This is a genomic window from Tistrella mobilis KA081020-065 (assembly GCF_000264455.2).
Taxonomy (GTDB): domain Bacteria; phylum Pseudomonadota; class Alphaproteobacteria; order Tistrellales; family Tistrellaceae; genus Tistrella; species Tistrella mobilis.
On record NC_017956.1, the window covers coordinates 787,055 to 801,743 of the forward strand.

Annotated in this window: 12 protein-coding genes; 4 read left to right on the forward strand and 8 right to left on the reverse strand. The window is 63.1% G+C overall.

The window, feature by feature from the left end:
- Positions 1–58: 58 nt before the first annotated feature.
- The 8 genes from TMO_RS03550 to TMO_RS03585 form a co-directional block, all read right to left on the reverse strand.
- Complete coding sequence (locus TMO_RS03550; protein ID WP_014744219.1) at positions 59–1,399, reverse strand: TRAP transporter large permease; 1,341 nt, start codon at positions 1,397–1,399, stop codon at positions 59–61.
- A gap of 3 nt (positions 1,400–1,402) precedes the next feature.
- Positions 1,403–1,909, reverse strand: a complete 507-nt coding sequence (locus TMO_RS03555; RefSeq protein ID WP_014744220.1) for a TRAP transporter small permease — start codon at positions 1,907–1,909, stop codon at positions 1,403–1,405.
- A gap of 74 nt (positions 1,910–1,983) precedes the next feature.
- Entirely contained in the window at positions 1,984–3,042 is a 1,059-nt protein-coding gene (locus TMO_RS03560) for a C4-dicarboxylate TRAP transporter substrate-binding protein (protein WP_014744221.1), read from the reverse strand.
- Positions 3,043–3,245: 203 nt separating this feature from the next.
- Entirely contained in the window at positions 3,246–4,100 is an 855-nt protein-coding gene (gene cysW, locus TMO_RS03565) for a sulfate ABC transporter permease subunit CysW (protein WP_014744222.1), read from the reverse strand.
- Positions 4,101–4,104: 4 nt separating this feature from the next.
- A complete protein-coding gene (gene cysT / locus TMO_RS03570) occupies positions 4,105–4,953 on the reverse strand; it encodes a sulfate ABC transporter permease subunit CysT (RefSeq protein WP_014744223.1) in 849 nt (282 codons plus the stop codon).
- A 5-nt stretch (positions 4,954–4,958) separates the two neighbouring features.
- Positions 4,959–6,005 (reverse strand): sulfate ABC transporter substrate-binding protein, encoded by a 1,047-nt coding sequence (locus TMO_RS03575; RefSeq protein ID WP_014744224.1) that lies wholly within the window; start codon positions 6,003–6,005, stop codon positions 4,959–4,961.
- Between the two features lie 253 nt (positions 6,006–6,258).
- Positions 6,259–7,281 (reverse strand): dTDP-glucose 4,6-dehydratase, encoded by a 1,023-nt coding sequence (locus TMO_RS03580; RefSeq protein ID WP_014744225.1) that lies wholly within the window; start codon positions 7,279–7,281, stop codon positions 6,259–6,261.
- Positions 7,281–8,084: an NAD-dependent epimerase/dehydratase family protein gene (locus TMO_RS03585; protein WP_014744226.1), complete on the reverse strand. Its 804-nt coding sequence runs from the start codon at positions 8,082–8,084 to the stop codon at positions 7,281–7,283. Before TMO_RS03585 ends, TMO_RS03580 begins: the two co-directional genes overlap by 1 nt.
- Positions 8,085–8,564: 480 nt before the next feature.
- Here TMO_RS03585 and TMO_RS03590 point away from each other — a divergent pair, with 480 nt between their 5' ends.
- From TMO_RS03590 to TMO_RS03600, 4 genes are all read left to right on the forward strand, one after another.
- Entirely contained in the window at positions 8,565–9,248 is a 684-nt protein-coding gene (locus tag TMO_RS03590) for a sugar transferase (protein ID WP_014744227.1), read from the forward strand.
- A gap of 159 nt (positions 9,249–9,407) precedes the next feature.
- On the forward strand, positions 9,408–10,394 hold the full coding sequence (locus tag TMO_RS03595; protein ID WP_014744228.1) for an NAD-dependent epimerase/dehydratase family protein: 987 nt from the start codon (positions 9,408–9,410) through the stop codon (positions 10,392–10,394).
- Between the two features lie 6 nt (positions 10,395–10,400).
- On the forward strand, positions 10,401–11,753 hold the full coding sequence (locus TMO_RS30225; RefSeq protein ID WP_014744229.1) for a nucleotide sugar dehydrogenase: 1,353 nt from the start codon (positions 10,401–10,403) through the stop codon (positions 11,751–11,753).
- 220 nt (positions 11,754–11,973) lie between these two features.
- Positions 11,974–14,679: an SLBB domain-containing protein gene (locus TMO_RS03600; RefSeq protein WP_187297807.1), complete on the forward strand. Its 2,706-nt coding sequence runs from the start codon at positions 11,974–11,976 to the stop codon at positions 14,677–14,679.
- Positions 14,680–14,689: the final 10 nt, after the last annotated feature.

The window sequence follows — 14,689 nt, forward strand, 5'->3', positions numbered from 1 at the left end:
TGACAAAAAAGGGCCGCTCCCTGTCGCCGGGGAGCGGCCCTTGTTCTTGTGTGTGCCGTCAGCGCATGGTCAGCGGCACGATCAGCGAGATCGACGGGATGGCGATCAGCAGGGCCAGAACCACCAGATCCATGGCCAGGAAGCGGGTGATGCCGGCGAAGATCCGCCCGATCTGCACCTTGTCCTCGATCACGGCCGCGAGCACGAAGACGTTGAGGCCGACCGGCGGCGTGATCAGGCCGATTTCCAGCAGCTTCACGATCACCACGCCGAACCAGATCAGATCCATGCCGTAGCTTTCGACCATCGGGATCATCAGCGGCAGGGTCAGCACCATGATGCCCACGGGGTCGAGAAACATGCCGAGCACCAGATAGATCACCACCACTGCCGCCAGAAAGGCCCAGGGGCCGAATTCGGCGGCGCCCACCGCGGTGACCATCTGGTTGGACAGGCCGGTCAGCGAGATGAAGGCGACGAAGGTCTTGGCGCAGGCGGCGATGAAGAAGATCGCGGCCGTGGTCTTCGCGGTCTCGCGCATGGTGGGCACGATGTCGGCCAGCCGCATCCGGCCGCGCCCCAGCCCGACCAGGGTAGCGAAGAGCAGGGTGAGGGCAGCGGCCTCGGTGGCCGTGAAGATGCCGCCATAGATGCCGCCGACCACGATCGCGAACATCACCACCGCCGGCCAGGACCGGGCGGCGGCAACCAGCTTCTCGCGAAGCGGGATGGTCTCGGCCGGCACCGGCGCGATCGACGGATCCCGCCGCACCCAGATCATGATCGCGGCCGCATAGCCCGCCATCGACAGCAGCCCGGGCAGGATGCCCGCCAGGAACAGCTGATTGATCGAGGTTTCGGTGAAGATGCCGTAGATGATGAACAGCACCGAGGGCGGGATCAGCGAGCCCAGCGTGCCGCCCGCCGCCACGCTGGCGGTGGCGAGCCGCGGATCATAGTTCAGGCGCAGCATTTCGGGCGTGCAGATCCGCCCCATGGTCGAGGCGCAGGCGATCGACGAGCCCGAGATGGCCGAGAACCCGCCGCAGCCGGCGACCGAGGCGATGGCGACACCGCCCGGCAGGCGCACCAGCCAGACCCTGGCGGTTTCGTAGATTTCGGTGGTGATCCCGGCCCGATGGGCGACGTGACCGAGCGCGATGAACAGCGGGATCATCGACAGGTCGTAGCTGTGCACCAGATCGTAGGTGCTGGCGAAAATCAGCGACAGGGTGGCGCGGATCGCGCGTTCGGGCATGAAGTTGCCGGTCCGCCAGGCGAACAGCAGGAAGATCGCGGTCACCGCGACGCCGCCCAGCGCAAACGAGATCGGCACGCGCAGGGCAAGCAGAGAGAGCATCACGCCGAAGGCGATGATGCCATAGATCCAAAGCTCCATTGGTCAGTTCCCCTGCGGATCGGTGCGGGGCGTGTCCTGGCCGCGCAGGGCGGCGGCCAGATCGATCGCCGCCACGTGCATCAGGCGCAGCGCGAACATGGTGAGCGCGATCACGAACAGCGCCCGTCCCGGCCATTTTGGCAGGCCCAGATCGCCGGTGAACAGCGCGCCGCTGCCGAAGGCATCGGTGAATTCGCGCCAGCCCGCCCAGAGCAGCGGCAGCACGATCACCAGCCCGATGAGTGCTGCCAGCACCGCCATCCAGCGCGCCAGCGCCGGGGGGAAGAACTGGGCCACCACCTCGATCGCGACATGGGCGCGCGCGGCGGTGGCCGAGGCGAGGGGGAAAAGGATTGCCGGCACCATCAGCTCGCGCACCAGCACCATGGCGTCGGGCACGCCGGCGCCGAAGAAGATGCGGCCGGCGACATTGGCGGTGATCAGCAGACAGAGCGCCACGACCGAAAGCGTGGCGATCGTGTTCATCAGGGTTTCGATGCGGGTCATCATCCGCGGGGCCTCCGGGCCGGCCGGCTGCCCGCCGCCGGGGAAGCGTGACACGCTTCCGGCAGCGGGCGCCGGTCTCAGCCGCGCTCCCAGGGATAGCCCTGCGTGTCGCGGATCTTTGCCCATTTGTCGAGCAGTCGCTTGTACTCGGCAAGCAGCGCCTCGGCATCGAAGCCTTTGGCGGTGGCGGAGGCCTTCCACTGCGTGATCACCGGCTGGGCGGCCTCCAGGATCCGGGCATCGTCTTCGGCGCTGAGATCGTAGATGACCACTGGCTTTTCGCGGGTGGTCATCTTTTTGATCGCATCGGCATCGGCCTTGCTCAGCCGTTCTGCGAAGTGGTCGATCACCTCGGCACGCAGCCCCTCCAGCACCTTGCGATGCTCGGGCGACAGATCCTCGAACACATCGCGGTTCATGAAGGTGGCGACACTGCTCGCCGGGCTGAGCTTGATCGGGGTCAGGCTGTCGAGCATTTCGTCCAGCTTGGTCGCGACCGCGAAATAGGCATAGGTGGGGGTACAGTCGATCAGCCCGGTCTCCATGCCCTGGAAGGTGTCGTAGATCGACATCTCGACCATGTTGCCGCCCAGCGCCGAGAAGACCGGCCCGTAGACGCCGCCATAGCGCATCTTCATGCCCTTGACGTCATCGACCGTGGTCAGCGCGTCGTTGCGGCAGCCGATCTGCAGCGGCGAGGTCGCATAGATGCCGAGATAGGCCAGGTTCTTGTCCGCCAGCGCCGTCTGAACGGCGGGATAGGACGACAGGATCTCGTTCATCGCATGCATGGTGACCCAGGGATCGCGCTCCGACAGCGGCAGGTCGCCCATATACAGCTCGGGGAATTCGGATTCGAGATAGGACCCGACGATCAGCCCGCTATCCGCCACGCCGTTTGAGATAGAGGTCAGCGCGGCATTGGCGCCGAACAGCGCCCCGCCCCAATGGATGTCGAAGGCCAGCTCGCCGCCGCTGCGGCGCGCGGCCTCGCCGATCCACCATTCGGTGGCCTCGGCACGCACGCCGCGGTTCGGCCCGGGTTCGGCATGGATCAGACGGGTCTCGGCTGCGGCGGGCAGGGCTGCCGCAAGGGTGCAGGCTGCTGCCAGAAACGGCCCGGCAAGACGTTTCATCTGTTTCCTCCCTCATTTTTTTAAGCCGTCGCGTCAGATGGTTATCCGCGCGTCGGATCAGAAAAAGATATTAAGCTAATTATCATCTAGCAACATAAATTGTCGCGAATACGCCAGGGAACGACGATCCGGGCGAGCATGAAAAACCCCCGCCGGACGGGCCGGCGGGGGCATGGAATATCGGGTTGGGAAGGACCCTATGGTCAGTGGGCGCCGGTCCGGCGATGGCCGCGTTCCAGCAGGGCCTTCACCACCAGCGTGACCAGCGCCAGCAGGGCCAGCAGCGACGCCACGGCGAAGGCGCCCACATAGTCGTACTCGTTGTAGAGGATCTCGATATGCAGGGGCATGGTGTTGGTCAGGCCGCGGATATGGCCCGAGACCACCGAGACCGCGCCGAATTCACCCATCGCCCGGGCATTGCACAGCAGGATGCCGGCCAGCAGGCCGTTGCGGACATTGGGCAGGGTCACCCGGCGCATGATGGTGAACCAGCCGGCCCCCAGGGTCAGCGCCGCCTCTTCCTCGTCGCGCCCCTGGGCCAGCATCAGCGGGATCAGCTCGCGGGCGACGAAGGGGAAGGTGACGAAGATCGTCGCCAGCACCAGCCCCGGCACCGCGAACACGATCTTGAGCCCGTGCGCCGCAAGCCAGGGCCCGAACCAGCCATGGGCGCCGAACAGCAGAACCCAGACCAGGCCCGAAATCACCGGTGAGACCGAAAACGGCAGGTCGATCAGCGAGATCAGCAGGTTGCGGCCGCGGAAGTCGAAGCGGGTGATCGCCCAGGCCGCGGCGATGCCGAAGATCAGATTGGCGGGCACGGCGATCGCCGCGACCAGCAGGGTCAGCCGGATCGCCGCCAGGGCATCGGGTTCCCGGATCGCCTCCAGGAAGGCGCCGGTGCCTTTCGCGAGGGCCTGTGCAAAGACGCTGCCCAGCGGCAGCACCAGGAAGGCCGCCAGGATGCCGAGGGCGGCCACCACCGCCAGGACGCGAACCGGTCGGCTTTCGGTCAGCGGCACCGAGGGCGTGGGGGTATTGGGGATGTCGGTCATCGGTTCACCCCTCCATGGCCCGGCGGCGGCGGGCATCCAGGCCGTTGACGATCAGCAGCAGGATGAACGAGGCGATCAGCATCACGGCTGCGATTGCCGAGGCACCGGCATAATCGTACTGCTCCAGGCTGGTCACGATCAGCAGCGGCGCGATTTCGCTGACCCCGGGCATGTTGCCGGCGATGAAGATGACCGAACCGTATTCCCCCACCGCCCGCGCGAAGGCGAGGGCAAAACCGGCGGAGAGGCCCGGTGCCAGGGCGGGCAGGATCACCCGCCACAGGATCTGCCCGCGGCCGGCGCCGAGCGAGGCGGCGGCCTCTTCGACCTCTCGATCCAGATCCTCCAGCACCGGCTGTACGGTGCGGACCACGAAGGGCAGGCCGATGAATACCATGGCCAGGATCACGCCGGCCGGCGTGAAGGCGATCCGGATCCCGATGGTCGCGAGCGGTGCGCCGATCAGCCCGTTGGGCGCCGTCAGCGCGGTCAGCGCGATGCCGGCGACCGCCGTCGGTAGGGCGAAGGGCAGGTCGACCATCGCATCGGCCAGCCGTCGCCCGGGAAAACTGTAGCGCACCAGCACCCAGGCGATCAGCAGTCCGGCGACGCTGGAGAGCGCGGCCGCGATCAGCGCGCCGCCGAAGCTCAGCCGATAGGCGGCAAGGGCGCGGTCAGAGAAGGCCTTGGCCAGGATCTCCTCCGCCCCCAGACCCGAGGCGCGGACGAACACGGCAACAAGCGGGATCAGCACGATCAGCGACAACCAGGTCAGCGTCAGGCCGAGCGCCGGCCCGAACCCCGGCAGGGGCCCGGCACCGGCGCGGACGCTGCGGCCAGCAACGGCACGCATGACGCCTAGTTCTTCGCCACGATCTGGTCGAAGATGCCGCCATCGGCGAAATGTTCGGCCTGGGCCTTGCGCCAGCCGCCGAAGACCTCGTCGATGGTGAACAGCCTCACCTCGGGGAAAGTGGCGGCATGGCGGGCCGCGACCTCGGCGTTGCGCGGACGGTAGAAGTGCCGTGCCGCCAGCTCCTGTCCCTCGGGCGTATAGAGGAAGTTGAGATAGGCCTCGGCGACCTTGCGGGTGCCATGGGCGTCGACGACGCGGTCGACCACCGCCACCGGCGGCTCCGCCAGGATCGAGAGCGAGGGCACGACGATGTCGAAGGCATCGGGGCCCAGCTCGTTCACCGCCAGCAGGGCCTCGTTCTCCCAGGCCAGCAGAACGTCGCCGATGCCGCGCTGGACGAAGGTGGTGGTGGCCCCGCGGGCACCGCTGTCCAGCACCGGCACATTGGCGAACAGTGCCTTCACGAAGTCGTGGGCGCCGGTCGCGTCCCGGCCCTGATCGAGCGCATAGCCCCAGGCCGCGAGATAGTTCCAGCGCGCCCCGCCCGATGTCTTGGGGTTGGGGGTGATGACCTGGATCCCCGGCTTCACCAGATCGTCCCAGTCCTTGATCCCCTTGGGATTGCCCTTGCGGACCAGGAGCACGATGGTCGAGGTGTAGGGGGATGAATTGTCGGGCAAGGCCGTCTGCCAGTCCTGGCGGAGGGCGCCGCCATTATCGGCGATGGCATCGATGTCATAGGCCAGCGCCAGGGTCACGACATCCGCCTCCAGCCCGTCGATCACGCTGCGCGCCTGTTTGCCCGATCCGCCATGGCTCTGGCGGATGGTGAGGGTATCGCCGGTCTCCGCCTGCCATTTTGCGGCAAAGGCCCGGTTGACCTCTTTGTACAGCTCCCGGGTGGGATCGTAGGAGACGTTGAGCAGCTCGATATCGGCGGCGTCTGCCGGGACGATTGCTGACGATGTAGCGATGGTCGCGGCAATCAGGGCCGCCCTTGCGATGTATCGCAAACCTCGTGTGGGACGGATGTCATGGTTCCGGGTCATCGATCGGGGCTCCGGTAGAGGCGGGACAGGTATCCCGGACTTGATCGGGGGCGAGGGCGATGGCCGGATCCGACCGCGGTGCGGATGCCTGCCTTGCGATGTCCATGAGGCCGCAGCGCCAAAAGGGAATCAAGTCTATTTTTCATATAGACTATATGAAAATTAAATTTTAACAAAAATAATATGTTATTTATGAGCAGAACAATACCCGCCGGAGACCGGCGGGCATCGGAGGCCGCTGGCTGATGCCGGATCAGGCGCCGTGGGTGATGGCGCGCAGATCGATGTCGATATCGGCGCTATGGCTTTCGAAGGTGGTCATCAGCCGGCGGAAGCGGGGGGCGTTGTCGCGATACCAGCGCACGATCATGGGCAGATCATCCAGCAGGTTACGCCTGGGCCCCCAGCCGAGTTCGCGGATCTTGGTGCTGTTGATCGCGTAGCGCCGGTCGTTGAATGGCCGGTCCGGCACGAAATCGACCACGTCGTCCAGCTTGTAGCCGAAGGTCTCGGCAATCATGCGCGCGACGACGATGTTCTCGAACTCGTCTTCCGAGCCGATATTGTAGATCTCGCCGATCTCGCCCTTGCGCATCAGCAGGGCGATGGCGGCGGCGAAATCCTGCGCGGCCAGGAAGTGGCGGCGGTTGTTGCCCGTGCCGTGGATCGTCAGCTTCTTGCCGCATTCCAGCAGCAGCGAGAAGCGCGGGATGATCTTCTCGGGGTACTGACGGATGCCATAGATGTTGTTCCCGCGCACGGTGACGATCGGCATTTTGTACGAATGCAGATAGCCCGAGATGATCATCTCGGCGCCGGCCTTCGATGCCGAATAGGGATTGGTCGGGTTCAGCACCGTGCTTTCGTCGGCGGCCCCGTCCAGCACCTCGCCATAGACTTCGTCGGTGGAGACGTGAACGATGCGCTTCACGCCCATCCGCCGGCAGGCTTCCATCATCGCATGGGTGCCATAGACATTGGTCATGGTGAAGAGCAGCGAGTTGCCGAAGGAATTGTCGACGTGGCTTTCGGCGGCGGCATGGATCACGTAATCCGCACCGTCGACCACCCGGCAGGCCAGATCGAAATCGCAGATGTCGCCGACCACAAGCTCTATGCGCTCGCTGGTCGCCAGCTCCTGGATGTTCCGGAAATCTGCCGCATAGGTCATCTTGTCGAAGACGACCACGTCATGATCTGGGAACTGCTCGCAGATGTGGTCGGTGATATGCGACCCGATGAAGCCTGCGCCGCCGGTGATGACGATCTTCGGCATTATCCAAGAGCCCTTCCCAGATTGTAGCAGTAGCTGATGATTTCGTCGGCCGTCTGTCTGAGGCCGGTTTCACGAACGAGGCGCGAGACGTCCAGGCGGAAGGCGTCGGCATGGCGCGGATCGATGATCCGCAGCTGCCCCCTGCCATGTCCGCGGATCACGGCAAGGGCAAGCTCGCCACACATGATGCCGGTTCCCGAGGACAGATTGTACGTGCCGGTCAGGCCCAGTTCGACGATTCTGCCGAGCTGGGCCGCGAAATGCTCCACCGTCACGAAGTCGCGCGAGACGAACGGGCTCATGTCGAACACGATTTCACCCGTGTCGGCAAGCGTGTTCAGCATGAACCCCATGAAGCTGCGGCGTCCGGGGATGCGCTCCGGACCGATGACGTTGCCGATGCGCAACACCGTGAGCCGATCCGCGGGCAGCAGGTCGCGCAGTGCCGCTTCTGCTGCAACCTTGTTGCAACCATAGACGTCGAGGCCGGACAGCGGAGCGTCTTCGGCCGCGTCCTGCTGTGCGTCGGCGGAGTAGACCTTCCGGGAACTCAGCATCACATAGCGCGCCTGCGTTCCGGCCATGCGCCGGGCCAGGCGAAGATCTACGTCCCGTTCCGGGTCGTGTGGCAGTCGCATGTCGTCGGGGTGGCGGGCGAAATTCACCACGACGTCGATCCCGTCCATCAGGTCGGGTGCGTCGATGTCGCTATGCCGCGCGATCCGGAATGATCCGCCGGATATGGCTGTCCCGGTGAAGGCACTGGCGAGCAGACTTCCGCCGCCGAAGACGAGAATGCGCATGCGAAATCGTTGCTCCAGCCTCTGAAAATGCAGGTCGACGGACCGGCTCCATGATTAACACCCGGGGCGGCCGTCTCCAACGGGAAATCCGCAGGGTGGGTGGCGGAATGCATGGCTGCTATGTCGTTAACCGGTGGTTTTTTGCGTGATCCTCGCGCCGAGGTCGTCTAGGCGTATGGTTAACAATCTGCTACCGTCGCCGACGTGATGGCCTGAGCTGTCAATCGGGACTCCGTTAATCCCCCGTTCAGGGGATTTGTGCGCTGCGGAAACCGGGTTGGCTGTGAGGGACATGCGCGGTATAAGTTAAACAATCAATGCAGTGCGGGCCGGGCGGTGCATCCGACGATGGATGATGCCTCCGGAAGTGACCGCCCCGACCAGGATGATGGACCGTCTTCGCTTCAAGGGCGACGTCGATGAAGGCGTTGTACGGTTCGGCGGTCGGGTGGGCATAATAACGTCAAGCGGGCAAGCATCATGACGGATGTCAACACCAGCCACGTGTTCGAGGCGAGCCTTGATCGCGGCGTGGTTCCGGCGACCACGACCGGGGCTCGTATCTTCAAGCGCGCATTCGATATCGTCGGCGCCGCGACGCTGCTGCTGCTGCTGTCGCCCATCTTCCTGATCCTCGGGCTGTGCGTCGCGACCACGAAGGGGCCGATCTTCTACGGCCACGAGCGGCTCGGTTATCGCGGTAACCGCTTCAAGTGCTACAAATTCCGCTCGATGGTCCCGAATGCTGACAAGCTGCTCAAGGATCTGCTCGCCCGCGACGCCGAGGCGCGTGCCGAGTGGGAGCAGTTCGAAAAGCTGCGTAAGGATCCGCGCATCACTGGCATCGGTCGCATCCTGCGCAAGACCAGCCTGGATGAACTCCCGCAGCTGTGGAATGTGCTCTGTGGTGATATGAGTCTGGTCGGTCCGCGCCCGATGGCGCTGCACGAAACCTCCCGATGGGGGGCGAGCCTGATTGAGTACACCTCGCTGCGTCCGGGCATTACCGGTCTCTGGCAGATCAATGGCCGGACCGACAGCGAGTACGGTTCGCGCATTGCCTTCAATCGCACTTACCTTGAGAGCTGGACGCCGCTTCTCGACTTCAAGTTGCTATTTCAGACTGTGCGGGTCGTGTTCTCCCCCAACAGCGGTGCTTATTGATCTATCCACGGCTTTGACTTCACGACAATCCGTGACAAGTTTGTGAGGGCCTGCTTCGAAGGGTCGGGGCAGGCCTTTTCGACGTCTTGAGGCGCTTCACATCCGCGGACGTCCTCGCTACCTTCCTGCCGATGATCTCCACAGACGGGGCCGTATGATATGACTGTCCTCATCACCGGCGTAGCTGGTTTCATCGGCTCGCATGTGGCATCTGTACTCCTTGATCGGGGGGAGGAGGTTCTCGGCATCGATGACTTGAATGACTATTATGCCCCATCGCTCAAACAGGCGCGACTCGACAGGCTGCTCGGACGCCGAAGCTTCATCTTCCGGAAGATGGATGTTGCCGAGCGGGAGGCGATCCGGAGTTTGACGGAACATGCGCCACAAATTGACCGCATCGTCCATCTGGCGGCACAGGCGGGGGTGCGATACTCCATTGAGGCACCGCACAGCTATACCCGAGCGAACGTCGAAGGGCATCTTTGCCTTCTTGAGCTTGCCCGGCACCTACCCGAATTGAGGCATATGGTCTATGCGTCCTCCTCCTCGGTCTATGGGGGAAACGCGCAGCTGCCCTTCTCCGAGGCGGATCGCGTTGACACCCCGCTTTCGCTTTATGCAGCGACCAAGCGGGCTGGCGAGTTGATGGCATATACCTATGCTCATCTCTACAAACTGCCCCTGACGGGCCTTCGCTTCTTCACGGTTTATGGCCCATGGGGGCGACCCGACATGTCAGCGTGGTTGTTCACCGACGCGATACTGAGTGGTCGTCCTATCCGGGTCTTCAATGAGGGGCGGATGCGGCGCGACTTCACGTATATCGACGACATCGTCAGCGGCGTGATCTCCGCACTCGACACGCCGCCGGTACGAGGGGCGGGGGCCGACGCGGTCCCGCATCGCATCTTCAATCTGGGCAATAATGCGCCGGTTGCGCTCAATGACTTCATCCGGGCCATTGAGACAGCCACGGGGCGTGAAGCCGTGAAGGTTCTAGAGCCGATGCAGCCGGGCGATGTGCCGGCCACATACGCGGATATCGAATCGGCGCGCGATCTCCTGGGGTTTGAGCCTCTGACGTCGATTGGCGATGGCGTTCGCCACTTTGTCGACTGGTTCCGGGCGTATCACGGAGTCTGACCCGAGATGAACAGCCGCGTGCAGGACATGTCCGACCCGTTTCTGTCTCCGATCTTCGATGAAGCAGATCCCAGTCGAGCCGTCCTCGGGGTCATCGGCTTGGGTTATGTCGGCTTGCCTCTGGCCGCAGCCTTCGCGTTGCGTGGCCGGCGTGTCATTGGCTACGATCTGAACGCAGAACGAGTCGCCCGGATCCGGGCTGGCATTGATGAGACCGGTGAAGTGGCACGTGTTGACCTGCAGCGCGCCCTTGACTGTGGCCTCGTGCCGACGGCCGATCCCGACAAGCTGGCTGAGGCGCGGATCATCATGGTCTGCGTGCCGACCCCGATCACTCGGGACAGGCGGCCGGATCTTGGTCCGTTGCTTGCCGCCTGCGCGATTCTGGGGCCGCGACTTGCGCGCGGAAAGGTGGTGATTTTCGAAAGCACGGTCTATCCGGGGGTTACCGAGGATGTGTGTGGGCCTGCCCTTGCCGAGGCATCAGGCCTGGTGGTGGGGCAGGACATATTGCTCGGCTACTCGCCCGAGCGAGTTAATCCCGGAGATAAAGCTCATCGGGTTGAGACAATGGTGAAGGTCGTCGCCGGACAGGGGGAGGCCGTCACCAGAGCGCTCGGACAGCTCTACGGTGAGCTTAATGGCGACCAGATTCATTATGCGCCTTCGATTCAAGTCGCAGAAGCGGCTAAAGCTATAGAAAATGCGCAACGCGATATCAATATTGCCTTCGTTAACGAAGTTGCACTTATTTGTGAGCGGATCGGTTTATCTGTGCATGATGTGCTTGATGCGGCTCGGACGAAGTGGAATTTTCTCGATTTCAAGCCCGGGCTCGTGGGTGGGCACTGTATTGGGGTGGATCCCTACTATCTTAGCTATTTGTCGCAGTCCATCGGGCACGAGCCTGATGTAATTCTGGCCGGCCGACGCCTCAACGACCACATGGCCGATGAGGTGGCTGACAGAATTGCCTTTCGGTTTCGGGAAGTTTCGCAGCCTGTCCGTCGGCCTTCTGCCCTGGTACTGGGGGCAGCATTTAAAGAAGATGTTCCCGATCTGCGGAATTCCCGGACCCCTCAGCTGGTGCGGCGTTTGTGTCGGCATGGATTTCAGGTGGAAGTGCATGATCCCTGGTTCGATCCCAAGGACCTGGCCCGGGCACAGGACCTGACAGCCACAGCCTGGCCCGGTAAAGCGTTTGACCTGGTGGTAATTGCAGTGGGGCACCGAGCCTTTCTGGAGCGCTCGCCAGAGGCGCTTCTTGCTCTTGTTTCGCCAGGAGGAATGATCGCCGACCCTAAAGGACTCTATCGTAACGTCCGATGGTCTTCACCCGTCAACTATTGGACGTTGTGAAGGCGTCAGCCGCGGATCTCACAGTTCATATCGTCGGTGTAGTAACAGTTTTTTTTACCGCATTGCCGTTCTGTCAGCATGTGCTAGGGTGTAACTGCCCATCCAAGGCTGGCGAGGAATGGCGTCCGATGACGAGGCTCAGGCGGTCTAAAGGATGCGACCGGCGGCTGGGGCGACGAGATCCAGAACATACAGCATCGAACCTGCCACGGGACGCAGCATGACCCTCGACTCCGCTTCGCTCCGCGAAATTCTTCGTGGGAGACCTGGTGCCGCCGTTCGGCACTTCGCAATTATGATGATGGCGGTGGCCGTTGGTGCACTGGTGCTCGCCGCTCCCGGAAATTCACGAGCGCAAACGCTTTTTGATCTCCAAAGTCAGATTGAATCCGCGACACAGGCGCTTCAGAGTGGCGGTGGTCTGACGGATAACCGTGACGGGACGGCCGATACCTCTCTCGATCCTAATGCGACGGATCGTTCGGAAGGGGCCGATGAAGAAGACGACGATGCCAACAAGCGCCGCTCTGCTGCGGACGAGGCGGATGAGCCCCGTCTGGGACAGTTTGGTGATCCCTCTTCAATCGAACGCGATTATGCGCTGAGGACCGGTCGCGCGATCAGCCAGTACGGGTACCGTGTTTTCCGTCAGGCTGCGCGCGCGCCGATCACGTCAGGTGAAATCAGTCCCGACTATGTGCTGGGCATCGGGGACGAGTTGATCGTCACCTACCGTGGCCAGACCTCGCGCACGGTCAGTGTTCAGGTTAACCGCGACGGCGATATTGTGCTTCCGGAAACGCCGCCGCTGAAAGCGGTCGGCTCTACTCTTGCGGATCTCCGGGAGCGCCTTCAGCAGATCACCAGCGAGATTATGGTGGGAAGTCGCGTGTTCGCGACGGTCGGTAGCGTGCGGTTGATCAGCGTGTCTGTCCTCGGCGAGGTCGTGCGGCCGGGGGCCAGGCCTGTGAACAGCTTTGCGACGGTGGTTGATGCCATCAGCGCGGCTGGTGGCGTGATTCGATCCGGCTCGTTGCGCCGGATCGAGCTGGTTCGCGCAAGCGGCGAACGGATTTCCGTTGACCTGTATGACTACCTCAGCGGCGCTGGCGGTGCTGCGACCGAGCCGCTGCAGGATGGTGATCGTATCGTGGTGCCGCTGCTGGGACCGACGGTTGCCGTGGATGGCGATGTTGCACGGCCGGGTATTTTTGAGACGGCGCCTGGTCGTTCGAGCATGGCTGTAACGGAGGCTATGAAACTTGCCGGGGGGCCTTTGCGGCCGGCGGGCAACCGTTTCATGCGCATTTCTTTCGACAAGGAGGGCGTTCAGTCCGTGGCGTCGACTGACGCTCGCTCGGGGACGCTCAATCGAAGCGAAATCTTGCAGGTGTTCATCGATCGCAATGTCGTCGGTGGCACGATCACGGTTGAAGGCAGCGTTTCCACGCCGGGACCGCGTGCCATCGACAGTCGCGGAAGCCTGAAGGTTCTGCTCGAAAATCTCGATTTGCTGAGCGGTTCTCCTTACCTGCCCTTTGCAGTGATCCGTAGCCGCGACCCGAGTACGTTGCTGCCGCTTTTCATTCCGGTCGATCTTGTGAACGTGCTTAGCGGTAATCAAGACGTCACGCTCTCGTCGGGGGACCGCTTCATCGTTCTTGGTGCACAGGATATTTCGTTCCTCTCCAGTCCGGGGGTGGCTGGCGCGCTGTCAAATACCGGAGGCGCCTGTCCGGCGCTCGCGTCACTTGCCAGCCTCACGTCCAGGACGCGAGCCGACAGCTTCATCAGCGCACGCCAGTTCCTGGTACAGGGAGGAACGTCCACCCGGCCTCCGCAGAACGTGAACTGTCCGGCAATTTATGATCAGTATCCCAATCTTCTCCCGCTGCTGCTTGAAAACATCACTGCCGTGACCGGTGATGTCAGGCGGCCGGGTCTCTATCCCATCGTTCAGCCGGTTCCGCTGCGCCTTATGCTCAATGCGGCGGGGGGCCTCGGGCGTTCGGCAGACATTTCTCGGGTAGAGGTCACCCGCTACGATGCGGCGGTGGGAGCGCAGACCACCACTGTTCGACGCGAAGTACTTGATCTGACGCAAGTAAGCCTGGACGCGGTAATGATCCGGCCAGGCGATACCGTGCGCGTCTCGACTAGGATCACGACTCGCGAACAGGGGCTGGTCACGGTGCGTGGCGAGGTCCTGCGGCCAGGCGCCTACGACATCACTCGTGGTGAGCGTCTGTCCGATCTTCTGACGCGCGCTGGCGGCCTGACCTCGGAAGCCTATCCATTCGGCGCGATTTTTACGCGGGATCGTGTTCGAAACCTGGAACGGCAGGCAAATCGCCGGACTGCGGACGAGTTGCAGAAGGGCATCGTGTCTTTGCTGGCACGGCAGGCACAGCGTTCCTCTGGCGGCAGCGGCATTGCAGATGCAATGCGGGTCGTGCGTGAGCTGGTGAGTGATCTGACGGCGGTTGAGCCCTATGGTCGGGTCGTGGTTGAGGCTGATCCCGCAGTGCTGACGGCACGCCCGGAGCTCGACACGGTCCTCGAAGGGGGGGACGAAGTCGTCATTCCCAAGCGTCCGAACTATGTCCTGATCGTCGGAGAGGTTCTCAATCCCGGTGCACAGCAGTTCCGTAGCGGGCTGAGCGCAGCTGACTATGTGAAGCTGGCCGGGGGATACACCATGGATTCGGACGAGGGGCGTGCGTTCGTTGTTCTGCCAAACGGTGCAGCTCAGCCGACGAACCTTGGTTCTTGGGCGACGCAGGATGCGAATGTTCCTCCGGGCTCGATGCTCGTGATCCCGCGTGACCTGGCTCCCTTTGACTTCCTTGCTGTAACCTCAGATGTGACGCGTATCGTCAGCAGCCTGGCCCTCACTGCCGCGGCACTTAATGCAGTTCAAAACTGAGGCCATAAGA

Bases quoted from the DNA above. Each gene is read 5' to 3' on its own strand.
- TMO_RS03590 (WP_014744227.1), top strand. From the start codon at position 8,565: ATGACGGATGTCAACACCAGCCACGTGTTCGAGGCGAGCCTTGATCGC.
- cysT (WP_014744223.1), bottom strand. From the start codon at position 4,953: ATGCGTGCCGTTGCTGGCCGCAGCGTCCGCGCCGGTGCCGGGCCCCTG.
- TMO_RS03550 (WP_014744219.1), bottom strand. From the start codon at position 1,399: ATGGAGCTTTGGATCTATGGCATCATCGCCTTCGGCGTGATGCTCTCT.
- cysW (WP_014744222.1), bottom strand. From the start codon at position 4,100: ATGACCGACATCCCCAATACCCCCACGCCCTCGGTGCCGCTGACCGAA.
- TMO_RS03560 (WP_014744221.1), bottom strand. From the start codon at position 3,042: ATGAAACGTCTTGCCGGGCCGTTTCTGGCAGCAGCCTGCACCCTTGCG.
- TMO_RS30225 (WP_014744229.1), top strand. From the start codon at position 10,401: ATGAACAGCCGCGTGCAGGACATGTCCGACCCGTTTCTGTCTCCGATC.
- TMO_RS03580 (WP_014744225.1), bottom strand. From the start codon at position 7,281: ATGCCGAAGATCGTCATCACCGGCGGCGCAGGCTTCATCGGGTCGCAT.
- TMO_RS03585 (WP_014744226.1), bottom strand. From the start codon at position 8,084: ATGCGCATTCTCGTCTTCGGCGGCGGAAGTCTGCTCGCCAGTGCCTTC.
- TMO_RS03600 (WP_187297807.1), top strand. From the start codon at position 11,974: ATGACCCTCGACTCCGCTTCGCTCCGCGAAATTCTTCGTGGGAGACCT.
- TMO_RS03555 (WP_014744220.1), bottom strand. From the start codon at position 1,909: ATGATGACCCGCATCGAAACCCTGATGAACACGATCGCCACGCTTTCG.
- TMO_RS03575 (WP_014744224.1), bottom strand. From the start codon at position 6,005: ATGACCCGGAACCATGACATCCGTCCCACACGAGGTTTGCGATACATC.
- TMO_RS03595 (WP_014744228.1), top strand. From the start codon at position 9,408: ATGACTGTCCTCATCACCGGCGTAGCTGGTTTCATCGGCTCGCATGTG.